The 21,484-nt window shown below is 66.2% G+C and carries 22 protein-coding genes; 7 read left to right on the top strand and 15 right to left on the bottom strand.

The annotated features are described in order from the left end of the window. Positions 1-60: 60 nt before the first annotated feature. The 15 genes from AC1RGU_RS28650 to AC1RGU_RS28580 all read right to left on the bottom strand — a co-directional run bounded on the left by AC1RGU_RS28650 (position 61) and on the right by AC1RGU_RS28580 (position 14,152). Positions 61-765 carry a phosphatase PAP2 family protein gene (locus tag AC1RGU_RS28650; RefSeq protein ID WP_492699620.1) on the bottom strand — a complete coding sequence of 235 codons (705 nt, stop codon included), beginning with the start codon at positions 763-765 and terminating at the stop codon, positions 61-63. Positions 766-817: 52 nt separating this feature from the next. Beyond that, positions 818-1,948 carry a Gfo/Idh/MocA family protein gene (locus tag AC1RGU_RS28645; protein WP_492699690.1) on the bottom strand — a complete coding sequence of 377 codons (1,131 nt, stop codon included), beginning with the start codon at positions 1,946-1,948 and terminating at the stop codon, positions 818-820. A 37-nt stretch (positions 1,949-1,985) separates the two neighbouring features. Beyond that, the gene (locus AC1RGU_RS28640; RefSeq protein ID WP_492699622.1) at positions 1,986-2,951 is read right to left on the bottom strand and encodes a substrate-binding domain-containing protein; all 966 of its coding nucleotides are present in this window, start codon (positions 2,949-2,951) and stop codon (positions 1,986-1,988) included. Between the two features lie 44 nt (positions 2,952-2,995). Next, positions 2,996-4,033, bottom strand: a complete 1,038-nt coding sequence (locus AC1RGU_RS28635; protein ID WP_492699624.1) for an ABC transporter permease — start codon at positions 4,031-4,033, stop codon at positions 2,996-2,998. Then, entirely contained in the window at positions 3,999-5,534 is a 1,536-nt protein-coding gene (locus AC1RGU_RS28630; protein ID WP_492699626.1) for a sugar ABC transporter ATP-binding protein, read from the bottom strand. The genes AC1RGU_RS28635 and AC1RGU_RS28630 overlap by 35 nt, the downstream gene beginning before the upstream one ends. After that, positions 5,531-6,700: an ROK family protein gene (locus AC1RGU_RS28625; RefSeq protein ID WP_139705568.1), complete on the bottom strand. Its 1,170-nt coding sequence runs from the start codon at positions 6,698-6,700 to the stop codon at positions 5,531-5,533. Before AC1RGU_RS28625 ends, AC1RGU_RS28630 begins: the two co-directional genes overlap by 4 nt. 248 nt (positions 6,701-6,948) lie before the next feature. Then, positions 6,949-7,368, bottom strand: a complete 420-nt coding sequence (locus AC1RGU_RS28620; protein WP_062480186.1) for a F0F1 ATP synthase subunit epsilon — start codon at positions 7,366-7,368, stop codon at positions 6,949-6,951. A gap of 18 nt (positions 7,369-7,386) precedes the next feature. Then, a complete protein-coding gene (gene atpD, locus AC1RGU_RS28615; RefSeq protein ID WP_492699628.1) occupies positions 7,387-8,802 on the bottom strand; it encodes a F0F1 ATP synthase subunit beta in 1,416 nt (471 codons plus the stop codon). Positions 8,803-8,845: 43 nt separating this feature from the next. Continuing rightward, positions 8,846-9,721: a F0F1 ATP synthase subunit gamma gene (gene atpG / locus AC1RGU_RS28610; protein ID WP_062480182.1), complete on the bottom strand. Its 876-nt coding sequence runs from the start codon at positions 9,719-9,721 to the stop codon at positions 8,846-8,848. A 33-nt stretch (positions 9,722-9,754) separates the two neighbouring features. Next, positions 9,755-11,368 (bottom strand): F0F1 ATP synthase subunit alpha, encoded by a 1,614-nt coding sequence (atpA, locus tag AC1RGU_RS28605; RefSeq protein ID WP_062480180.1) that lies wholly within the window; start codon positions 11,366-11,368, stop codon positions 9,755-9,757. A 47-nt stretch (positions 11,369-11,415) separates the two neighbouring features. Then, positions 11,416-11,946, bottom strand: a complete 531-nt coding sequence (locus AC1RGU_RS28600; RefSeq protein ID WP_062480178.1) for a F0F1 ATP synthase subunit delta — start codon at positions 11,944-11,946, stop codon at positions 11,416-11,418. Positions 11,947-11,953: 7 nt separating this feature from the next. Further along, on the bottom strand, positions 11,954-12,424 hold the full coding sequence (locus AC1RGU_RS28595) for a F0F1 ATP synthase subunit B (RefSeq protein WP_062480176.1): 471 nt from the start codon (positions 12,422-12,424) through the stop codon (positions 11,954-11,956). Positions 12,425-12,457: 33 nt separating this feature from the next. Continuing rightward, the gene (atpE, locus tag AC1RGU_RS28590) at positions 12,458-12,727 is read right to left on the bottom strand and encodes a F0F1 ATP synthase subunit C (protein WP_056576471.1); all 270 of its coding nucleotides are present in this window, start codon (positions 12,725-12,727) and stop codon (positions 12,458-12,460) included. Positions 12,728-12,776: 49 nt separating this feature from the next. Then, positions 12,777-13,655 carry a F0F1 ATP synthase subunit A gene (gene atpB, locus AC1RGU_RS28585; RefSeq protein WP_095747009.1) on the bottom strand — a complete coding sequence of 293 codons (879 nt, stop codon included), beginning with the start codon at positions 13,653-13,655 and terminating at the stop codon, positions 12,777-12,779. Positions 13,656-13,681: 26 nt separating this feature from the next. After that, the gene (locus tag AC1RGU_RS28580; protein WP_056576477.1) at positions 13,682-14,152 is read right to left on the bottom strand and encodes an ATP synthase subunit I; all 471 of its coding nucleotides are present in this window, start codon (positions 14,150-14,152) and stop codon (positions 13,682-13,684) included. A gap of 137 nt (positions 14,153-14,289) precedes the next feature. Here AC1RGU_RS28580 and AC1RGU_RS28575 point away from each other — a divergent pair, with 137 nt between their 5' ends. From AC1RGU_RS28575 to AC1RGU_RS28545, 7 genes are all read left to right on the top strand, one after another. Further along, complete coding sequence (locus AC1RGU_RS28575; RefSeq protein WP_492699630.1) at positions 14,290-15,183, top strand: D-amino acid aminotransferase; 894 nt, start codon at positions 14,290-14,292, stop codon at positions 15,181-15,183. Beyond that, complete coding sequence (locus tag AC1RGU_RS28570; protein WP_062480170.1) at positions 15,180-15,491, top strand: YbeD family protein; 312 nt, start codon at positions 15,180-15,182, stop codon at positions 15,489-15,491. The genes AC1RGU_RS28575 and AC1RGU_RS28570 overlap by 4 nt, the downstream gene beginning before the upstream one ends. 56 nt (positions 15,492-15,547) lie before the next feature. After that, complete coding sequence (gene lipB / locus AC1RGU_RS28565) at positions 15,548-16,165, top strand: lipoyl(octanoyl) transferase LipB (protein WP_492699692.1); 618 nt, start codon at positions 15,548-15,550, stop codon at positions 16,163-16,165. Positions 16,166-16,172: 7 nt separating this feature from the next. After that, on the top strand, positions 16,173-17,156 hold the full coding sequence (lipA, locus tag AC1RGU_RS28560; RefSeq protein ID WP_492699633.1) for a lipoyl synthase: 984 nt from the start codon (positions 16,173-16,175) through the stop codon (positions 17,154-17,156). Positions 17,157-17,568: 412 nt separating this feature from the next. Next, the gene (dxs, locus tag AC1RGU_RS28555; protein WP_492699635.1) at positions 17,569-19,464 is read left to right on the top strand and encodes a 1-deoxy-D-xylulose-5-phosphate synthase; all 1,896 of its coding nucleotides are present in this window, start codon (positions 17,569-17,571) and stop codon (positions 19,462-19,464) included. A 34-nt stretch (positions 19,465-19,498) separates the two neighbouring features. Then, complete coding sequence (locus tag AC1RGU_RS28550) at positions 19,499-20,440, top strand: SAM-dependent methyltransferase (RefSeq protein ID WP_369631538.1); 942 nt, start codon at positions 19,499-19,501, stop codon at positions 20,438-20,440. A gap of 27 nt (positions 20,441-20,467) precedes the next feature. Next, positions 20,468-21,391 (top strand): SAM-dependent methyltransferase, encoded by a 924-nt coding sequence (locus AC1RGU_RS28545; RefSeq protein WP_070063790.1) that lies wholly within the window; start codon positions 20,468-20,470, stop codon positions 21,389-21,391. Positions 21,392-21,484: the final 93 nt, after the last annotated feature.

Below are 21,484 nucleotides of genomic sequence, written 5' to 3'. Positions count from 1 at the left end.
GGTGGACGGCGATGCCGCTTTGTACCGTCGGCGCCCGCGCGACGGAATACCGCGATCGGTCTACGCCGCGCGCGCCGCGACAGGCGCCAGGGCCACCGAGGGCCGCTCGCGCAACGCGAAGCCCAGCGCCAGGCCCAGCCCGAGGCCGCCCAGCACGTCGATCAGCACATGCTGACGCACCGCCATCGTCGAGTACACGATGGCCACCGCCCACGCGAGGTTGAGCAACCGCAGCCAGCCCGGCGCGCCGACCTCGCGCAGCTGCCGCGCCAGCACCATGCAGGCGAACACCGAGAACGACACATGCAGCGATGGAAAGGCGTTGCCCGCCGCATCGAAGGTCTTGAGGAAATGCAGCGACGAACCCGGCGCCGCATCGATCGCGAAGTTCGGGATCGCCGTGGGCATCCACCAGAACACGGCCAGCGCGATCGCCGTCATCACCGCGCAGCCGATCGCGATGGTGTTCAGCTCGCGCCGGTCCCTGGCCAACAGCACCGGCAGTGCGATGTAGGCCCACAGCGTGAGGTACACCGGCAGCATCGCCGGCCAGAACGCGATCAGCCGGTCGACGGCCGTGAGCGGCAGCACCCACGCCGGTCCGGCGTGGTGCATGACCCAGAAGTACAGCGGGAAGAAACCCAGCGTGGCGACGGTGTTGCCGGCCAGCTTGAGCAGCCACAGCGTCCGGCAGCGCTGCCAGAGGGCGCGCGGCCATGAAGGCTGAGGCGAAGGGGCGTCGAAAGAAGATGGGGAGTGCGTCATGGCGGCCGCTGGTGCCGCGGGCTCGCCTCGTTTCAACGAGGCCCGTGCGCGGCTACCAGGGCGTCCACTTTAATTCGCTTCCAGCCGACGCCACCGTGCGCTCGATGAAGCGCACGCCGCGCGCCCCGTCTTCCACGCGCGGATAGTCCGCCGCCAGCGGATCGGCCGCCTGCGCTGCGAGCCGCGCGCGGATGTCCGCCGCCACGCCCGCGTAGACGTTCGCGAACGCCTCGATGAAGCCTTCGGGATGGCCGGCCGGCAGGCGGCTCGCGCGCCGCGCCGACTCGCACAGCCAGGGCGCGCCGCGCGTGAGCACGCGCCGGGGCCCGTCGTGCGGCAGGTGCACCAGTTGGCTCGGCTGCTCCTGGCGCCATTCGAGCGTGCCCAGCGTGCCGGAGACGCGCAGGCGCAGGTCGTTCTCCAGCCCGGTGTTGATCTGCGAGGCCACCAGCACGCCGCGCGCGCCGCCCTGGAAGCGCAGCAGCAGGCTGCCGTCGTCGTCGAGCAGGCGGCCCGGCACCAGCGCGCCGAGGTCGGCGCACAGGCTTTCGATCTCCAGGCCGGTGACGGTGGCCACGAGGTTCTCGGCGTGCGAGCCGATGTCGCCGATGGCGCCCGCCGCGCCGCTGCGCGCGGGGTCGGTGCGCCAGTCAGCCTGCTTGTTGCCGCCCGCGGCTTCCACGTGGCTGGCGAGCCAGCCCTGGTTGTATTCGACGACGACCTTGCGGACCTCGCCGATCTGGCCCGTGCGCACCATCTCGCGCGCCTGCCGCACCATCGGGTAGCCGGTGTAGTTGTAGGTCACGCCGAACACCGTGCCCTGCTTCGCCACGGTGGCGACCAGCGCATCGGCCTGCGCGCGCGTGTGCACCAGCGGCTTGTCGCACACCACATGGAAGCCCGCCTCGGCGAAGGCCTGCGCCACGGGGTAGTGCACATGGTTGGGCGTGACGATCGAGACGAAGTCGATGCGCTCATCGGCCGGGCGCTTCAGCTCGTCGGCCAGCAGCGCCTGCCAGTCGCCGTGGTTGCGGTCGTCGGCCAGGCCGAGGTCGCGGCCGGAGGCGCGCGCCTTGTCCGGGCTCGACGACAGCGCGCCGGCGACCAGCGCGATCTGGCCGTCGAGCGCCATGGCCTTGCGGTGCACGGCGCCGATGAAGGCGTCGCGACCGCCGCCGACCATGGCGCAGCGCAGGGGACGTGCAGCGATCTCGGTCACCTTAGAACGGCGAGTTCGGGTGGTAGAAGTCCTTGGCGTTTTCCTTGGTGATCAGCACCGACGGAATGATCGTGGTCGCCGGCAGCTTCTCGCCCTTCAGGCGCGCCTCGGCCGTGAGCTTGATCGCGTCGTAGATGAACTTGGGCGAGTAGCTCACGTCGGCCGTGATGCGCTTGTCCTTGCCGTCCATGATGGTCTTGACCATGTCCTTGGCGCCGGCGCCGCCGAACACGATCTTGATGTCGTCGCGCTTGGCCTGCGAGATGGCCTTGAGCACGCCCACGGCCATGTCGTCGTCGGCGGCCCAGATGGCGTCGATCTGCTTGAAGCGCGTCAGGTAGTCCTGCGTGACCTTGAAGGCGTCGTCGCGGTTCCAGTTGGCGTACTTGGCGTCGAGCAGCTTGATGTCGGGGCTGCCCTTGAGCACGGCGTTGAAGGCGTCCATGCGCTCGTTGTCGAGCGTGGTCGCGATGCCGCGCAGGGCGACCACATTGCCCTTGCCGCCGAGCTGCTTCACGATGTACTCGGCCGGGATCTTGCCGAAGGCCGTGTTGTCGCCGGCCACGTACGCATCCTGCGCACTGGTGTCGGTCAGGCCGCGGTCGACCACGGTGACGTACGCGCCCTTGGCCTTGACCTGCGCGACCGGCTTGGTCAGTGCGGCCGATTCAAAGGGGAACACGACGAGCGCGTTGATCTTGGTGACCGTCGACAAGTCCTGCAGCTGGTTAGCCTGCTCGGGCGCATTGGCTGCCGTCTTGATCGTGATCTTCAGGTCCTTGTGCTGCTTCTCGAGGTCCTTCTTCGCCTGGTTGGCCCAGTAGTTGATGCCGCCCATGAAGCTGTGCGTGGCCGCGGGAATCGACACGCCGAGGTTGACCTTGCCCGCGGCAAGCGCGGGCAGGCTGGCGGCGAACGCTGCGGTGGCAACCGCCGTGAGCGCGAGGCGTCGGGTGAAAGTCGTCATGCTGGATGTCTCCTCTTTGGTGGTGGAACGGAACGAACGGAAAACTAGCGCCGGCCTCTTTGGAGGAACGCGACGACAATGATCACGAAGCCCTGGACGGCTGCGTTGAGGTACACGCTGATGATGCTGGTGAGGTTCAGGATGTTGCTGATGACCGAGAGCAGGATCGCGCCCACCACCGTGCCGGTGATGCTGCCCGCGCCGCCCTTCAAAGCAGTGCCGCCGACGATCACCGCAGCAATGGCTTCGAGCTCCCACAGCAGGCCCGTGGTCGGCGAGGCCGAGCCCAGGCGCGGCACGTACAGCAGCGTGGCAATGCCCACGCACACGCCGAGCAGCACGTAGGTGAGGATCTTCACGCGGTCGACGTCCACGGCCGCGTAGCGCGCCACCTGCTCGTTGGAACCGATGGCCTGCACATAGCGCCCGTAGGCGGTGCGGTTGAGGATGACGCCGCCGATGATCGCGACGATCACGAACACCCACACCGGCACGGGAATGCCCGCAAGGCTCGCGTAGTAGACCGGCGCATAGAGGTCCGACAGCTCGTTGTCGAGCGTGAGCGCGCCGCCATCGGCAAAGTACGTGAGGTACGCGCGGAAGATGCCCAGCGTGCCCAGCGTCACGATGAAGGGCTCGATGCGTCCCTTGGTGATGAGCAGGCCGTGCGCCAGGCCGAACAGCGCGCCCAGCACCACGGCGAGCACCGCGCCCATCATCACCGCCATCAGCGGCGAGCCCGAGGCGGGGCCGGCCCAGTTGATGAACATGATCACGCTGCCGGCGATGAGTGCGGCCATCGAGCCCACCGACAGGTCGATGCCGCCCGAGATGATCACGAAGCACATGCCCACCGCGATGATGCCGATGAAGGCGGTGCGCGTGAGCACGTTCATCGCGTTGTCGACGGTGGCGAAGTCGCCGTTGAGCAGCGTGCCCGCGATGCACAGCAGCACGAGGCCGATGACCGGGCCGAGGCCGTGCAGGCGCTCGGTCCAGCGCGGCGTGCCTTCGCTGCGGTGTTGCTGCTGCGGCTGCTGTGCGGCGTCAGGCTGCGTGGGTGTCTGCGGTTCCGGTGGCATGAGCGATGAGCTCCTCTTCAGTCAGGTGGGTCGCGTCCAGCGTGGCAACGAGCCGGCCCGCGCGCATCACCGCGACGCGGTGGCACAGGCCGATCAGCTCCATCAGCTCGGACGAGACGACGATCACCGCGAGGCCTTCGCGGGCGAGTCGCTGGATCAGAAAATAGATGTCGCGCTTGGCGCCGATGTCCACGCCGCGCGTGGGCTCGTCGAGCACCACCACCTTGGGCTGCGGCTGCAGCACCTTGGCGAGCGCGAGCTTCTGCTGGTTGCCGCCCGACAGCGACGAGGCCCGCACGTCGAGCGAGCCGGTGCGGATGCCGTAGTCCTTCACCGCCTCGCCGAGCGCCGCGCGCTCCGCGTCGGGCTTGAGCCAGGGCTGCGCGTAGCGCTCCAGCGCCATCAGCGTGAGGTTCTGGCGCAGGCCGAAGTGCACGTGCAGGCCCTTGCCCTTGCGGTCTTCGCTGAGGTAGGTGAGGCCGTGTTTCGCGGCATCGCGCGGGTTGCGCCAGCCCTTGCCATGCGGCACGGGCTCGCCGCGCATTTCGACGATACCGCTGGCGGGGCGCAGCCCGAGCAGGCCTTCGAAGAGTTCAGTGCGGCCCGCGCCGACGAGGCCCGCGAAGCCGAGGATCTCGCCGGGGCGCACCTCGAAGCTCGCGTCCTGCGCCCAGCCGGGCACGCTGAAATTGCGCACGCGCAGGGCGGGCTTGTCGGCGGCCACGACGAGGTCGCGCGGCGGGTACAGGTCGGCGAGTTCGCGGCCCACCATGAGGTTGGCCATCTGCTGGCGCGAGACCTCGGGCGTCGGTGCGCGCGCCACGAAGCGGCCGTCGCGCATCACGATCACCTCGTCGGTGACCTGCTCCACCTCGTCGAGCTTGTGCGAGATGTAGACGATGGTCACACCGTCGGCACGCAGCTGGGCGATGAGCTTGAACAGGCGCTCGGTCTCGCCGGGCGTGAGCGTGGCGGTGGGCTCGTCCATGACGAGCAGGCGCGCGCGACGGGCGATGGCCTTCGCGATCTCGACGAGCTGCTTCTCGGCGACGATGAGGCGACGTACCTTGGTGCGCGGGTCGATGGCCAGGCCGACGGCGGCGAGCGCGGCGGCAGCATCGCGCTCCATCGCGGCGTCGTCGAGCAGCCAGCCTTTTTTCTTCTCGTGCCCGAGGAAGATGTTCTGCGCCACGCTGAGGTCTTCGGCGAGGTTGAACTCCTGGTGGATCAGCACGATGCCCAGCGCCTCGGCATCGCGCGAGCTCGTGAAGCTTTGCGGCTGGCCGTTGATGCGCAAGGTGCCGCTGGTCAGCGACTCGTAGCCCGACAGGATCTTCATCAGCGTGGACTTGCCCGCGCCGTTCTCGCCGAGCAGGCCGTACACGCGCCCTGGCGCGAGCGCGAAGCTCACGCCGTGCAGCACCTGCACGGGGCCGAAGGCCTTCACCACGCCGTCGAACTCGACGGCCACGCTGCCCTTGGTTGCCACGGCGTTCGTCATGGCGCTACCCCGCGGGCCTTGAGCGTTTCCTGCATCGCCAGCACGCCCGCGCCGACCAGGCCGCCCTGCGTGCCCAGTGGCGTGTATTGAATCTCAAGGTGCCGCGTCGACAGCGCGAGCGAGCGCTGGTAGACGCTCTGGCGCACGGCCGCGAGAAACAGCGGCCCGATGCGCGTGATGCCGCCGCCGATGAACACGTGCGAGGGATTGAAGAAGTTGACGACCGACGCGAGCATCTGCCCGATCAGGCTGCCGGCGCGCTGGATGATGGCGTTGGCCGCCGGGTCGCCGCCGCGGCTGGCCTGTCCCACGTCGAAGGCATCGATGCGCCCGCGCGTGCGCAGGCATTCGGCGAGCGTCGCGCTTTCGCCGGCTTCGGCCGCCTGCATCGCCATGCGCGTGATCGCGGGGCCGGCCGCCATCGCCTCGACGCAACCCAGGTTGCCGCAGTGGCAGCGCGGGCCTTCCTGGTCGACGCAGATGTGGCCCACGTCGCCGGCCGAGCCGGCCGCGCCGCGGTACACCTCGCCGTGGCAGACGATGCCGCAGCCGATGCCGGTGCCGATCTTGATGACGAGGAAATTGGAGAGCGAGCGCCGCAGCCGCCACAGCTCGCCGAGCGCCATCAGGTTGACGTCGTTGTCGACGAACACTGGTGCCGCGTAGTCCTCGCGCAGGTAGTCGCGGATCGAGAAGCTGTCCCAGGCCGGCATGAGCGGCGGGTTCACGAGCTGGCCGATCTCGAAGTTGACGGGGCCGGGCACGCCGATGCCGATGCCCAGCACGTTCCGTGGGCCCTGCCCGCAGCGGGCCAGCAATTCGCGCATGAGCACGCGCACGCGCGCCAGCACCACGGCCGGGCCTTCGCGCACGTCGGCGGCTTCCTCGTGCTGGGCCAGCACCGTGAGGTCGGGACGCAGCACCGCCACATCGAGGCTGGTGGCGCCGATGTCGATGCCGACGAGCACGCCGAGTTCGGCATTGAGCTGGAGGTTTTCGGCGCGGCGTCCGCCCGAGGAGCGCTGCAGGCCAGCCTCGGCCAGCAGGCCCTGGTCGACCAGGCCGGCGATGAGCGCGTTGGCCTTGCTCTTGGAGAAGCCGAGCTGTTCGGCCATGGCATGGCGAGAGCCGCCGGCCGACCAGAAGGTCGATTCCAGCAACCGCATTTCGTCGGTCGTGATGCCGCTCCAGGGTGCCACGCGTGTTGTCTCCGCTCTTCTTGTGGGAAAGGCGCCGGTCAAGAAAGCACCGGTCGCCGGGCGAAGGCGAATACTAGGAGGGCATCTTCAGCCGGGCAAGGCTGAACTTCGACCTATTTCAGATCGAACCGATCTTCATCCTGGCTGGGGCGGACGAAAAAAGCCGCCCGGAGGCGGCTTTCTCGCTGCGTCTGCCCGAAGGCAGAGGCGTTGATTTACTTCTTCTGGCGGTACTTGCGCAGCGCAGCGATCTGCGCTGCCATCACGGCCAGTTCCGACTGCGCCATCGCGATGTCGATGTCGCTCTTCGCGTTCTTCAGCGCTTCCTCGGCGGCCGCCTTGGCCTTGTTGGCCTTCTCGTCGTCGAGGTCCTTGCCGCGGATCGCGGTGTCGGACAGCACGGTGACGGCGTCGGGCTGCACTTCGAGGATGCCACCGGCCACGAAGACGAACTCTTCGCCGCCGTCGGCCGTCTCGATGCGCACGGCGCCGGGGCGGATGCGCGTGATCAGCGGCGTGTGACGCGGATAGATGCCGAGCTCACCGGCTTCACCGGGCAGCGCGACGAACTTGGCTTCGCCCGAGAAGATCGACTCTTCCGCGCTGACCACGTCGACGTGAATGGTGTTTGCCATCTGAGTTCCCATGCCGCCTTAGGCGACCTTCTTGGCTTTTTCGAACGCTTCGTCGATGGTGCCGACCATGTAGAACGCTTGTTCCGGCAGGTGGTCGGCTTCGCCGTTCACGATCATCTTGAAGCCGCGGATGGTTTCCGACAGCGGCACGTACTTGCCCGGCGAACCCGTGAACACTTCGGCCACGTGGAACGGCTGCGACAGGAAACGCTGGATCTTGCGGGCGCGGGCCACGGCGAGCTTGTCGTCGGGAGCCAGTTCGTCCATGCCCAGAATCGCGATGATGTCGCGCAGTTCCTTGTAGCGCTGCAGCGTGCCTTGCACGGCGCGGGCCACGTTGTAGTGCTCTTCCCCGACCACGTTCGGGTCGAGCTGGCGCGAGGTCGAGTCCAGCGGGTCCACGGCGGGGTAGATACCCAGCGAAGCGATGTCACGCGACAGCACCACGGTCGAGTCCAAGTGGGCGAAGGTGGTGGCGGGCGATGGGTCGGTCAAGTCGTCGGCAGGGACGTACACGGCCTGGATCGAGGTGATCGAGCCGACCTTGGTCGACGTGATCCGCTCTTGCAGGCGGCCCATTTCTTCGGCCAGCGTCGGCTGGTAGCCCACGGCGGAAGGCATGCGGCCCAGCAGTGCCGACACTTCGGTACCGGCCAGCGTGTAGCGGTAGATGTTGTCCACGAAGAACAGCACGTCGCGGCCTTCGTCGCGGAACGACTCGGCGATGGTCAGGCCGGTCAGGGCCACGCGCAGACGGTTGCCCGGGGGCTCGTTCATCTGGCCATAGACCATGGCGACCTTGGAGTCTTCGAGCTTCTCGAGGTTCACGACGCCGGAGTCGGCCATCTCGTGATAGAAGTCGTTGCCTTCACGGGTACGTTCACCCACACCGGCGAACACCGACAGACCCGAGTGGGCCTTGGCGATGTTGTTGATGAGTTCCATCATGTTCACGGTCTTGCCCACGCCGGCACCACCGAACAGGCCCACCTTGCCGCCCTTGGCGAACGGGCACACCAGGTCGATCACCTTGATGCCGGTTTCCAGCAGGTCCTGCGAGGGCGACAGTTCGTCGTACGCGGGGGCCTTGCGGTGGATGGAGGCCGTGACTTCCTGGCCCACATCGCCGCGCTCGTCGATCGGGCGACCCAGCACGTCCATGATGCGGCCCAGCGTGGCCTTGCCGACCGGCACGGTGATCGGAGCGCCGGTGTTGGTGACGATCAGACCGCGGCGCAGGCCGTCGGACGAGCCCAGGGCAATCGTGCGGACCACGCCGTCGCCGAGCTGCTGCTGAACTTCCAGGGTCAGGCCACCGCCTTCGAACTTCAAGGCGTCGTACACCTTGGGCATCTTGTCGCGCGGGAATTCCACGTCGACCACAGCGCCAATACACTGAACGATCTTGCCTTGAACTGCTTCTGCTTGAGCCATGTCTGCTCCGATAAAAATTTAAATCTGTTGAGGTCCGAAGGGCTCAGACACCGGCGGCCGCCGCAGCGCCCGAAACGATTTCCGAGAGCTCCTTGGTGATGCCGGCCTGGCGGGTCTTGTTGTAGACCAGCTTCAGCTCGCTGATCACATTGCCTGCGTTGTCGGTGGCAGCCTTCATGGCCACCATCCGCGCCGAATGCTCGGACGCCATGTTTTCTGCCACGCCCTGGTAGACCAGCGACTCGACATAGCGGACCAGCAGCTCGTCGATCACGCTTTGCGCATCGGGCTCGTAGATGTAGTCCCACGAATGCTGGCCTTCCTCGACTTGCAGCGAGTCTGCGGCCAGCGGCAGCAGCTGCTCGACGAGCGGCTCCTGCTTGATCGTGTTGATGAACTTTGTGTAGCACAGGTACACGGCCGAGAGCTTGCCTTCCGCGTAAGCGTCCAGCAGCGTCTTGACCGGGCCGATGAGCTTGTCCAGATGCGGCGTGTCACCCAGGTGGGTGACGTGCGCCACCACGCGGGCACCGATGCGGTTCAGGAAGCCCAGGCCCTTGCTGCCGATGGCGACCGACTCGATCGCCACGCCGGCCGACTGCGCTTCGCGCAGCTTGGCCGTCACGGCGCGCAGCAGGTTGGTGTTCAAGCCACCGCACAGGCCCTTGTCGCTCGTCACGATGATGAAGCCGATCGCCTTGGCGTCGTTCTTCTTCATGAAGGCGTGCGTGTACTCGGGATTCGCCTTGCCAAGGTTCGCCGCGATGTTGCGGATCTTCTCGCTGTAGGGGCGTGCGGCACGCATGCGCTCTTGCGCCTTGCGCATCTTGGAAACCGAGACCATTTCCATGGCCTTGGTGATCTTCTTGGTGTTCTCCACCGATTTGATCTTGCCGCGGATTTCCTTACCAGCTGCCATATGAGCTCCTTCTTGCGTCGGTCAAAAGGTCGCTCAGGCGAACGACTTCTTGAACGAGGTGGCTGCGGCCAGCAGTTCGGCTTCGGCGTCCTGGCACACCTTCTTGAAGGCCTGCTTTTCCGCGCTGTCGTCCGGCTTGGCCGGCTTGACGTCCCACTTGGCACCATGCTTTTCCATGGTTTCGAGCAGGGCGGCGTGGCTCGTCTTCAGCAGCTGGTGGAAGCCGTGTTCGAACGGGAGCACCTTCTTGACGTCGATGTCGTCCATGAAGCCCTTGTTCACTGCGAACAGCGTGGCATTCATCAGCGAGATCGGCAGCGGGCTGTACTGGGTCTGCTTGAGCAGTTCCGTCACGCGCGCACCGCGGTCGAGTTGCTTGCGGGTCGCTTCGTCGAGGTCGGAAGCGAACTGCGCGAACGCGGCCAGTTCACGGTACTGGGCCAGGTCGGTACGGATACCGCCCGACTGGTTCTTGATCAGGTTGGTCTGCGCCGACGAACCCACGCGCGACACCGAGATACCGGCGTTGATGGCGGGGCGGATGCCGGCGTTGAACAGGCTGGTTTCCAGGAAGATCTGGCCGTCGGTGATCGAGATCACGTTGGTCGGAACGAAGGCGGACACGTCGCCGGCTTGCGTTTCGATGATCGGGAGGGCCGTCAGCGAACCGGTCTTGCCCTTGACTTCACCCTTGGTGAAGGCTTCGACGTAGTCGGCGTTCACGCGGGCTGCGCGCTCGAGCAGACGGCTGTGGAGATAGAACACGTCGCCGGGGTAGGCTTCGCGGCCTGGCGGGCGGCGCAGCAGCAGCGACACCTGACGGTAGGCCACGGCTTGCTTGGACAGGTCGTCATAGACGATCAGGGCGTCCTGGCCGCGGTCGCGGAAGTATTCGCCCATCGTGCAGCCCGAGTAGGCCGACACGTACTGCATGGCAGCCGATTCGGAGGCCGAAGCAGCCACGACGATGGTGTAGTCCATCGCGCCGGCTTGTTCCAGCGAGCGCACCACGTTCTTGATCGACGAAGCCTTCTGGCCGATCGCAACGTAGACGCAGGTCATGTTCTGACCCTTCTGGTTGATGATCGCGTCGATCGCCACGGCCGTCTTGCCGGTCTGGCGGTCACCGATGATCAGCTCGCGCTGGCCACGGCCGACGGGCACCATCGAGTCGATCGACTTCAGGCCGGTCTGCATCGGCTGGTCGACGGACTTCCGTGCGATAACGCCAGGTGCAACCTTTTCGATCACGTCGGTCATCTTGGCGTTGATCGGACCCTTGCCGTCGATCGGCTGGCCCAGTGCGTTCACCACGCGGCCGATGAGCTCGGGGCCCACGGGCACTTCCAGGATGCGGCCCGTGCACTTGACGGTGTCGCCTTCGGAGATGTGCTCGTACTCGCCCAGAATCACGGCGCCGACCGAGTCGCGCTCGAGATTCAGCGCCAGGCCGAACGACGGCGTGCCGTCAGCCGTGGGCGGGAATTCCAGCATTTCGCCTTGCATCGCGTCCGACAGGCCGTGCACGCGCACGATGCCGTCGGTCACCGAGACCACGGTGCCCTGGTTGCGGATGTCGGCGCTGACGCCAAGGCCTTCGATACGGCTCTTGATCAGTTCGGAAATTTCTGCGGGATTGAGTTGCATGACTCTTTCCTTCTTTCAATAAATAGGGCCAACCGCGGCTCGCCGCCTCAGGCGGTGAGCGCTGCTTTCATTTGTTCGAGACGCGCCTTGACGGAGGTGTCGAGGACTTCGTCCCCCACCACCACACGGATGCCGCCGATCAGCGAAGGATCGGATTCCACACGCGTGTTCAGCGGACGACCGAAACGGCGCTGCAGTGCCACCGCGACCTCGGCGAGACTCGCCGCGTCGATCGGGAAGGCGCTGTAGATCACCGCGTCGGCCGTGCCGCCCTTGGCGTTCTTGAGCTCGCGGTACTGGGCCGCGACTTCAGGCAATGCAGCAAGCCGGCCGTTGTCGATCACCGTGCGCAGGAAGTTCTTGCCGGTGTCCGGCAAGGCTTGCGGCAGCAGACCGGAGATCAGATCGAAGATCTGTTCCGGCGACACCTTCGGGTCGGCAGCGAACTGCAGGAGCTGCGGATCGGCAGTGATGGCGGCCAGCTGGCCGATCCATCCGGCCGTGCCTTCGAGGTCGCTCGAAGTAGCCCCGAAGAGCGCGTCCGCGTAGGGGCGGGCAATGGTCGCAAGTTCGGCCATATCGTCCTCAGAGCTCGGTCTTCAGGCGCTGGAGCAGGTCGGCGTGGACACCGGCGTTGACCTCCTTGCGGAGAATCTGCTCGGCACCCTTGACGGCCAGCGCAGCAACCTGCTCACGCAGGGCTTCACGGGCACGCACGGACTGCTGTTCGGCTTCGGCGTGCGCGTCGGCCACGATCTTGTTGGCCTCCACCGTTGCACGGCCCTTGGCCTCTTCGATGATCTGCTGGGCGCGGCGCTCGGCATCGGCCAGGCGGCTGGTGGTCTCGTTGCGAGACTGAACCAGTTCCTGCTCGACGCGCTGGTTGGCGGAAGCGAGTTCAGCCTTGGCCTTCTCGGCGGCCGCCAGGCCCGCAGCGATCTTTTGTGCGCGTTCATCCAAAGCCTTCGCGATGGGCGGCCACACGAATTTCATCGTGAACAGCACCAGCAGCAGGAAGACGATGGCCTGAACGAACAGGGTCGCGTTGATACTCACGGCAACACCTTTCTGGAGTGGCGTTGAACCGGCTTACTTGGGCAGGTTGGCCAGCAGGGTCGCGGCGAACGGGTTGGCGAAGGCGAACAGCAGGGCGATGGCCACGCCGATCAGGAAGGCCGCGTCGATCAGACCAGCCAAGATGAACATCTTGGTCTGCAGGTCGTTCATGAGCTCAGGTTGACGGGCCGACGATTCCAGGAACTTGCCACCCATCAGCGCGATGCCGATGGAAGCACCGATGGCGCCGAGACCGACGATCAGACCACAAGCGAGAGCGACGAGACCGAGAATGTTTTCCATGATGACTCCTTAGAACAGATTTAAAGCAAACGAAAAGAAAAAGGGAAACTCAATGCGCCTCATGCGCCTGGCCCAGATAGATCAGGGTCAGCATCATGAAGATGAAAGCCTGCAGCGTGATCACCAGGATGTGGAAGATCGCCCAGACGGTGCCGGCAATGATGTGCCCGATGGGCAGCAACACACCGGAGAACGAGGCCGCCATGGCACCGCCCATGAGGGCGATGAGCATGAAGACGAGCTCGCCCGCATACATGTTGCCGAACAACCGCATGCCGTGCGAGACCGTCTTGGCCAGGTACTCGATGACCTGCATCAGCAGGTTGACGGGCCACAGCAGAGGGTGGGCACCGAAGGGCGCGGTGATCAGCTCGTGGCCCCAGCCGCCCAGGCCCTTGACCTTGACGCTGTAGAAGAGGCACAGGAGCAGCACGGAAGTGGAAAGACCGAGCGTGGTCGAGAGGTCGGCGGTCGGCACGGCACGCATGTAGGCGTGGTGCGGATCGTGGCCCAGTGCCGAGTAGACCTGGGTCCAGATGGCCGGCAGCAGGTCGACCGGCAGCATGTCCATCGCGTTCAGCAGGAAGATCCAGACGAACACGGTGAGCGCCAGCGGGGCGATGAACTTGCGGCTCGCGGCGTTGTGCACGTTGGCCTTGGCCTGGTTGTCGACCATCTCGACCAGGATCTCGACCGCCGCCTGGAAACGGCCGGGCACGCCGGGCGTTGCCTTGCGAGCAGCCAGCCACAGCACGAAGCAGCCCAATGCGCCGATGATCAGCGCGTAGAGCACCGAGTCGAGGTTGATGACGTTGAAGTCAACAATGGCGGATTGAACGACGGGCTTGAGGCTCCAGTCGACTTGCCAGTGCTGGAGGTGGTGAACGATGTATTCACTCGCGGTCGGGGCGTGTCCTTCGGCGGCCATCTTTCAGCGTCTCTCTTCCAAAACAGTCAAATCCGGTTCAAAAATTTGGGCCGCACCAGCAGTGCCACCCAGTACATCTTCATGGCGACCACCACGCCAGCCACCATGGCCAGCCAGACGAGCCCCCCGATCAGCCACGGCGCCGCGGCCAGCAAGGCAACGGTCAGCGCGATCTTGATCATCTCCCACACAAAAAACCTCAACATGACAGCCTGCGACGGCATGCCCGGTTTGCGCCGGACACCGCGGACAAACAAGGCCGCGGGGATCGCTACTGTCATGGCTCCGTAAAACGCCGAGATTGCAGCCTCGGATCGCGCCGTCCAGATCCACGCCAGGCAAGCTACCACCACACCTGCAGCCACTTGGGCTGCGATCACCCACCAGGGTGACAGCTCGGGGTTTTGCTCGCGCAACTTCTGGGCCTCTTCGGCCGTGAGTGGCTTGAAATCGGATTCTTCGGCGTCAACCTCAGGGACAGGGGCGTTGGTTGTCATTCGAATGCACCCCGTGTTTGTCCCCGGAGAATTTTACAAAGCCATTGATTATAAGTAAAACCTAGCGGGGTCCCGCCATAACGTGACACTTCGTCGACAGTTCTGCACCGAGTGTGGCGTCCGCCCATAATTTGCGGATGCAAGACATCACCTCGGCACTGCCCGACACGCCGTGCTTTCTCAACGGCGAATTCACCCCTCTGCGCGACGCGAAGATCAGCGTCCTCGACCGCGGCTTCATCTTCGGCGACGGCATCTACGAAGTGATCCCCGTCTACTTCGGCGCGCCCTTCTGCTTCGATGAACACATCGCGCGCCTCGAGCGTTCGCTGGCCGAGCTGCAGATCGACAACCCCTACTCGCGCGACGAATGGCGCGCCATTGCAATGCAGCTTGCCGCGCCGCAGGGCAAGGCACCGCAGGCGATCTACTTCCAGGTTTCGCGCGGCGTGGCGCCGCGTGACCACGTCATGGTGCGCGGCCTGCGCCCCACCGTGTTCGCGATGGTGAACCCCCTGCCGCCGGTGGCAGATGCGGTGCGCGCCAAGGGCGTGGCCTGCGTCACCGCCGACGATTTCCGCTGGCAGAAGGCCCACATCAAGAGCACCAGCCTGCTGGGCGCGGTGCTCGCACGGCAGATCAGCGTCGAGGCCGGCGCCACCGAGACCGTGATGTTCCGCGGCGAGTGGCTCAGCGAAGCCTCGTCGAGCAACGTGTGGATCGTGAAGGACGGCACGCTCATCGGCCCACCGAAAGACAACCTCGTGCTGACCGGCATCCGCTACGGCCTGCTCGAGCGCCTGTGCCAGGACAGCGGCATTCCCTTCGCGCTGCGGCGCGTGTCGCGCGACGAGGTGTTCGGCGCCGACGAACTGCTGCTGTCCTCGGCCACCAAGGAAGTGTTGCCCGTTGTCACACTCGATGGCCAGGCCATTGGCAATGGCCATCCCGGCCCCATCTACCAGAGCTTGTATGCCGCCTACCAACAGGCCAAGCAACGCAACGCCGACGCGCCAGGAGCCACCGCATGACCGATACCCCGACGACCCCTACCGACACCGCATCGATCCCCGATCCGCGCAAGGAATCGCTGATCGAGTACCCCTCGCAGTTCCCCATCAAGGTGATGGGCGCGAAGGTCGACGGCTTCGTGCACGCCATCACGCAGATCGCCGAGCGCTTCGACCCGGCCTTCGACGCCACCACGGTCGAGCTGCGCGACAGCAAGGCCGGCAACTACCTGGGCGTGACCATCACCGTCACCGCCACCAGCCGCGAACAGCTCGACGACCTCTACCGCGCCCTGTCCGCGCACCCGATGGTGAAAGTCGTTCTTTGACGCCCCTCGAAGCGCAGTGGCTCGGCCGGGCCGACTACCTCGCCACGTACGCGGCGATGCAGCGCTTCACGCAGGCGCGCACGTCCGAGACGCCCGACGCGCTATGGATCTGCGAGCACGACCCCGTGTTCACGCAGGGGCTGGCGGGCAAGACCGACCACATCCTGGCCCCCGGCCCGATCCCGGTCGTGCAGACCGACCGGGGCGGGCAGGTCACCTTCCACGGCCCCGGCCAGGTGGTGGCCTACCCGCTCATCGACCTGCGGCGCGCGGGCTACTACGTCAAGGAATACGTCTACCGCATCGAGGAATCGGTGCTGCGCACGCTCGCCCACTTCGGCGTGACGGGCCACCGCGTGGCCGGCGCGCCGGGCATCTATGTGCGCCTGGACGACCCGTTCTCGCACGCCGCCCTCACCGGCCCGATGCCCGGCGCCGACCCGTTCCGGGGCCTGGGCAAGATCGCCGCGCTGGGCATCAAGGTGAGCCGCCACGCCACTTACCACGGTGTGTCGCTCAATGTCGCGATGGACCTCGAACCCTTCTCGCGCATCAACCCTTGCGGCTACGCGGGGCTGCAAACGGTCGACCTTTCTACAATCGGCGTCCAAACCACATGGGAAGAAGCCGCCAAAGTGCTGAGCCAGAAGCTCGGGGCTTTCCTGGCTCCTTGACACACCAATGAGCACCACCGAAGTCGTCCGCGACGCCCAGAGCGCCGAAACCTACAACCCGCTGGCCAAGCAGAAGGCCGCGGCCAAGCTCTCGCGCATCCCCGTCAAGGTGGTGCAGACTGGCGAAGTGCTCAAGAAGCCCGAGTGGATCCGCGTCAAGGCCGGTAGCCCGACCACGCGCTTCTACGAGATCAAGCAGATCCTGCGCGAAAGCAACCTGCACACGGTCTGCGAAGAAGCCTCGTGCCCGAACATCGGCGAATGCTTCGGCAACGGCACGGCCACCTTCATGATCATGGGCGACAAGTGCACGCGCCGCTGCCCGTTCTGCGACGTGGGCCACGGCCGACCCGACCCGCTGGACAAGGACGAGCCGCTCAACCTGGCCAAGACCATCGCCAAGCTGCGCCTGAAGTACGTGGTGATCACCAGCGTCGACCGCGACGACCTGCGCGATGGCGGCAGCCAGCACTTCGTCGACTGCATCAGCAACATCCGCGAGCTCTCGCCGATGACGCAGATCGAAATCCTCGTGCCCGACTTCCGCGGCCGCGACGACCGCGCGCTGGAAATCCTCAAGGCCGCGCCGCCCGACGTGATGAACCACAACCTGGAAACCGCGCCGCGCCTGTACAAGGAAGCGCGCCCGGGCAGCGACTACCAGTTCAGCCTGAACCTACTGAAGAAGTTCAAGGCGCTGCACCCCAACGTGCCGACCAAGAGCGGCATCATGGTCGGCCTGGGCGAAACCGATGAAGAGATCCTGCAGGTGATGCGCGACATGCGCGCCCACGACATCGACATGCTGACCATCGGCCAGTACCTGTCGCCGTCGGGCTCGCACCTGCCGGTGCGCCGCTACGTGCACCCCGACACCTTCAAGATGTTCGAGGAAGCGGCCTACAAGATGGGCTTCAGCCACGCCGCCGTGGGCGCGATGGTGCGCTCCAGCTACCACGCCGACCAGCAGGCGCACGCCGCCGGCGTCTGACGGCACCGCCCGAGCGCCCGCCATGCGCGGGCGTCGGCGCCCCCTCCCTCCTCTCCCCCCTGACCTCGCACCACGGCCGTTTTCGAACGGCCGCGGCGGTCGTGCGCGCGCGCCGCGCCATCCAAAAAACTGATTAAAACCTCGGGGGTAAATAACCCTGGGTATCAAAAAATTTGCAGTCGCATTCGCTTGCGTGCGTCAAATCCATCCCCTACGCTGACCTCCTGATTTCGCCCGACCCGGAATTAAAAACCCGGAGCCGACGCGCTTTCAGGTTCCCTCGGAGGCTTTGACAAGGAAATTGAACCGTCAATTTCCAAGGCATTGTTTTGTCCGAAATTAGCCAGTACCGCATCGCATAAAGAATTCAGTCGCCACGGCCCGCGCGTTTCCATCTCACGGAGAAACCGGAATGCATGCCCTGCTCGAAGCCATCGATTCGCCCCATTCGCTGCGCCAGCTCGGCATTGCGCAATTGCCGGGCCTTGCGGATGAATTGCGATCCTTCATCGTCGACAGCGTGTCCCGCACGGGCGGCCACTTCGCCTCCAACCTGGGCACGGTCGAGCTGACGGTCGCCCTGCACTACGTGTTCGACACCCCGCGCGACCGCATCGTCTGGGACGTCGGCCACCAAAGCTACGCCCACAAGATCCTGACCGGCCGGCGCCAGGCCATGCCCACCTTGCGCCAATTCGGCGGTATTTCCGGATTTCCGAGGCGCACCGAATCCGAACACGATCATTTCGGCACCGCGCATTCCAGCACCTCCATTTCCGCCGCCCTGGGATTTGCGCAGGCCGCCCGCATTTCCAATTCGACCGACCACGCCATCGCGGTGATCGGCGACGGGGCCTTGAGCGCCGGCATGGCCTTCGAGGCCATGAACAATACGCAGGCCTGCGGCCGTTTATTGGTGATATTGAACGACAACGACATGTCGATTTCACCACCCGTCGGCATGCTGCGCCTTTATCTGGGCGGATTGATTTCAGAACGCGCCTATGCCAGCGCCAATGAAGCCAGTCGGCAAAGATTGCGCGCCATGCGCCCGGCGCTGGCCCCCTGCGAGCCCTCGGAGCTCGGCCTGTCGCCCGCCACCCTCTTCGAGCAGTTCGGCTTCCACTACACCGGCCCCATCGACGGCCACGACCTGGGCGCGCTGATCCCGGCCCTGCAGAAGTTGCAGGCGCAGCCAGGCCCGCAGCTGCTGCACATCGTCACGCAGAAGGGCCACGGCTACCGCCCGGCCGAGCAGGACCCGGTCCTGTACCACGGCCCCGGCAAGTTCGACCCCGCCGCCGGCATCAAGACCGCCCCCGCGTCAGCCCCCGCCAAGCCGACCTACGCCCAGGTCTTCAGCGACTGGCTCTGCGACGAGGCCGAGGCCGATGCGCGCGTGGTCGCCATCACGCCGGCCATGCGCGAGGGCTCGGCGCTGATGGACTTCGAGCGCCGCTTTCCCGAGCGCTACTTCGACGTCGGCATTGCCGAGCAGCACGCCGTGACCTTCGCCGCGGGCCTCGCGGCGGCAGGGATGCGGCCCGTGGTGGCCATCTACTCGACCTTCCTGCAGCGCGCCTACGACCAGCTGATCCACGACGTGGCCTTGCAGAACCTGCCGGTCGTGTTCGCGGTCGACCGCGCCGGCATCGTCGGCGCCGACGGCGCGACGCACATGGGCGCCTTCGACGTCGCCTACCTGCGTTGCATTCCGAACATGGTCGTGATGGCCGCGTCCGACGAAGACGAGTGCCGCCAGATGCTGCACACCGCCCTGCGCCACGACGGCCCGGCCGCCGTGCGCTACCCGCGCGGCGGCGGGCCCGGCGCGCTGCCCGTGCGCGCGCTGCAGCCGCTGCGCATCGGCCGCGGCCAGGTGCGGCGCGAGTCGACACAGCCGATGGGCGCGCGCATCGCCATCCTGGCCTTCGGCACCATGGTCGCGCCCAGCCTGGCCGCCGCCGAACGGCTCGACGCCACGGTCGCCAACATGCGCTTCGTGAAGCCGCTCGATGCCGACCTGGTGCTCTCGCTCGCCGAGACGCACGACGTGCTCGTGACCGTCGAGGAAGGCTGCGTGATGGGCGGCGCCGGCGCGGCCTGCCTCGAATCACTGGCCGCGCAGGGCGTGCTGATTCCGTCGCTGCACCTGGGCCTGCCCGACGAGTTCGTCGAGCACGGCGACTGCGCCAGATTGCTTGCTGCCCACGGCCTGGATGCCGACGGGCTGGTGCAGTCGATCCAGGTGTTCTTCGATGCCCACGCCCCCGCGTTCCGCACGGCTCGCATGAGCCTCGTTTCCTGAAACCCACCGTGACCGCCAGCCACAGGAGAACCCGATGAGCACAGCCACCGCACGCCGCATCGATGCGCCCGCCCCGCCTTCGCTTCAAGTGATCCGGGGTGCCGAGGCCAATCCGTACCACGCCAAGGTCGAGTACACCTACCAGGACGACCCCGAGGACTGGCGCAAGGCCATCGGCGAGGACCTGATGTTCCAGTTCGGCGTCTACGACGACCCGCGCTCGGTGCCGCCGATCTCGCTCAACGAATCGGGCCTGCGCTACTTCGACCAGCAGATGGAGATCGCGGGCCTGGACCAGCCGCCGCCCTTCCCCATCCGCCGCATCCTCGACGTGGGCTGCGGTTGGGGCTTCGGCCTGCGCTACCTCGCGGAGCACTTTCCGCAATGCCGCCAGCTCGACGGCATCAACATCAGCGAGACGCAGCTCGCGCACTGCGCCCGGTACCACGCCCAGCAGCACCTGAGCGACCGCGTGAACCTGTACCTGTGCGACGCGCAGGACGTCGCCCTGCTGCCCAACCCCGACACGCCCTACGACCTGGTGACGATCCGCGGCGTCATCTCGCACTTTCCGAACGACCTGTACGAACGCTCGATGAAGCAGGTCGCCGCGCGCATGCGCCCGGGCGCCAAGGTCGTCATCTCCGACAACCTCTACAACATCCCGCTGGACAACTACCGCTCCGACATCGAGGACGAGGTCGACCGCCTCGCCTGCAAGCACCGCAAGACACCGGCCTACTTCCGCCGCGTGCTCGAAGAGAGCGGCTTCATCGTCGAAGACATGCGCGTGCTCCCGCGCAACATCGACGTGGCGCGCTGGTTCACCGACGTGAAGGAAAACATCGAGAAGAACTTCACGCCGGACACCATCCCGCCCCCGCTCGAAGAGCTGCGCGTGATGGCGGTCAGCCTCTCGGTCGCGCTGATCAAGGACAAGTTCTCGACCTACAGCGTCATCGCGCGACGCGTCTGAATTTCCCCCACAAGGAGCGCCCACACCATGCAAGCATCCGCGCAAGCCGTCGGCATCGACGTCATCCACAGCCGCAGCCTCGACCACTACCAGGACAAGATCGAGCAGGTCTACGCCGACACGCCCGACCAGTGGCGCAAGGCGATCGGCAACGAGCTCTGGTACCAGTACGGCGTGTTCGACGAGAAGATGGACCCGCACGACCTCCCGCTCGACGCCTCCGGCCGGCGCCACATGGAGCACCAGTTCGAGCTCGCCGAGCAGGCCGGCGCCGACCTCTCGCCGGCCACCGTGCGCCGCGCGATCGACATCGGCTGCGGCTGGGGCCCGGTGCTGAAGTTCATCGCGCAGCGCTACCCGCAGTGCGCGCGCATCGACGGCGTGAACGTGAGCCGCCCGCAGCTGGAATGCGCGCGCGAACTCATCGCGCACGAAGGCCTGGCCGACCGCGTGCGGCTGTACCAGTGCAACGCCAAGGACATCGGCGAGCTGCCCGACGCGCAGGTGCCCTACGACCTGGCCATCCTGCGCGGCAGCCTGATCCACTTCACGCCCGAGGTGCTGGAGCAGGCCATGGCCTCGCTGTCGGCGCGCATGCGCACGGGCGGCACGGTCATCATTTCGGAGAGCCTCTACAAGGTGGACCTGGCGACCTACAAGTCGCACATCCCGGACAAGGTCGACCGCGCCGCGTCGGGCTACCGCAAGACGCCCGACGGCGTGAAGCAGGTGCTCGAGCGCCACGGCTTCGCGGTGCTCGACCAACGCGTGCTGCCGTCGAACGCGGAGGTGATCCGCTGGTACGGGCTGGTCAAGGACAACCTGGACGCGCACCACCCGACCAGCAAGACCGCCACGTTCACCGAGCTGCGCGACATTGCGGTGAGCTTCTCGGACGCATTGCTCAAGGACAAGGCCTCGTCGTTCAGCTTCATTGCGCGGCGGACCTGAGTCCCGCGCACCGACCCGACCCCACCCCGGGAAGACCTGAGTGAACCAAGAAGCTCCGTGGCAGGACGAGGCACGCGCGGTCCCGCGCACCGG

It is taken from the genome of Variovorax sp. GW823-FHT02B07, assembly GCF_058797695.1.
Note: the sequence above shows the minus strand (reverse complement) of the source record. Positions and strands in the feature narration are given on the sequence as shown.

Excerpts from the sequence above, each read along its gene's own strand:
- AC1RGU_RS28650 (WP_492699620.1), bottom strand. The coding sequence starts at position 765 with ATGACGCACTCCCCATCTTCTTTCGACGCCCCTTCGCCTCAGCCTTCA.
- AC1RGU_RS28645 (WP_492699690.1), bottom strand. The coding sequence starts at position 1,948 with ATGGTCGGCGGCGGTCGCGACGCCTTCATCGGCGCCGTGCACCGCAAG.
- AC1RGU_RS28640 (WP_492699622.1), bottom strand. The coding sequence starts at position 2,951 with ATGACGACTTTCACCCGACGCCTCGCGCTCACGGCGGTTGCCACCGCA.
- AC1RGU_RS28635 (WP_492699624.1), bottom strand. The coding sequence starts at position 4,033 with ATGCCACCGGAACCGCAGACACCCACGCAGCCTGACGCCGCACAGCAG.
- AC1RGU_RS28630 (WP_492699626.1), bottom strand. The coding sequence starts at position 5,534 with ATGACGAACGCCGTGGCAACCAAGGGCAGCGTGGCCGTCGAGTTCGAC.
- AC1RGU_RS28625 (WP_139705568.1), bottom strand. The coding sequence starts at position 6,700 with ATGCGGTTGCTGGAATCGACCTTCTGGTCGGCCGGCGGCTCTCGCCAT.
- AC1RGU_RS28620 (WP_062480186.1), bottom strand. The coding sequence starts at position 7,368 with ATGGCAAACACCATTCACGTCGACGTGGTCAGCGCGGAAGAGTCGATC.
- atpD (WP_492699628.1), bottom strand. The coding sequence starts at position 8,802 with ATGGCTCAAGCAGAAGCAGTTCAAGGCAAGATCGTTCAGTGTATTGGC.
- atpG (WP_062480182.1), bottom strand. The coding sequence starts at position 9,721 with ATGGCAGCTGGTAAGGAAATCCGCGGCAAGATCAAATCGGTGGAGAAC.
- atpA (WP_062480180.1), bottom strand. The coding sequence starts at position 11,368 with ATGCAACTCAATCCCGCAGAAATTTCCGAACTGATCAAGAGCCGTATC.
- AC1RGU_RS28600 (WP_062480178.1), bottom strand. The coding sequence starts at position 11,946 with ATGGCCGAACTTGCGACCATTGCCCGCCCCTACGCGGACGCGCTCTTC.
- atpE (WP_056576471.1), bottom strand. The coding sequence starts at position 12,727 with ATGGAAAACATTCTCGGTCTCGTCGCTCTCGCTTGTGGTCTGATCGTC.
- atpB (WP_095747009.1), bottom strand. The coding sequence starts at position 13,655 with ATGGCCGCCGAAGGACACGCCCCGACCGCGAGTGAATACATCGTTCAC.
- AC1RGU_RS28580 (WP_056576477.1), bottom strand. The coding sequence starts at position 14,152 with ATGACAACCAACGCCCCTGTCCCTGAGGTTGACGCCGAAGAATCCGAT.
- AC1RGU_RS28575 (WP_492699630.1), top strand. The coding sequence starts at position 14,290 with ATGCAAGACATCACCTCGGCACTGCCCGACACGCCGTGCTTTCTCAAC.
- AC1RGU_RS28570 (WP_062480170.1), top strand. The coding sequence starts at position 15,180 with ATGACCGATACCCCGACGACCCCTACCGACACCGCATCGATCCCCGAT.
- lipB (WP_492699692.1), top strand. The coding sequence starts at position 15,548 with ATGCAGCGCTTCACGCAGGCGCGCACGTCCGAGACGCCCGACGCGCTA.
- lipA (WP_492699633.1), top strand. The coding sequence starts at position 16,173 with ATGAGCACCACCGAAGTCGTCCGCGACGCCCAGAGCGCCGAAACCTAC.
- dxs (WP_492699635.1), top strand. The coding sequence starts at position 17,569 with ATGCATGCCCTGCTCGAAGCCATCGATTCGCCCCATTCGCTGCGCCAG.
- AC1RGU_RS28550 (WP_369631538.1), top strand. The coding sequence starts at position 19,499 with ATGAGCACAGCCACCGCACGCCGCATCGATGCGCCCGCCCCGCCTTCG.
- AC1RGU_RS28545 (WP_070063790.1), top strand. The coding sequence starts at position 20,468 with ATGCAAGCATCCGCGCAAGCCGTCGGCATCGACGTCATCCACAGCCGC.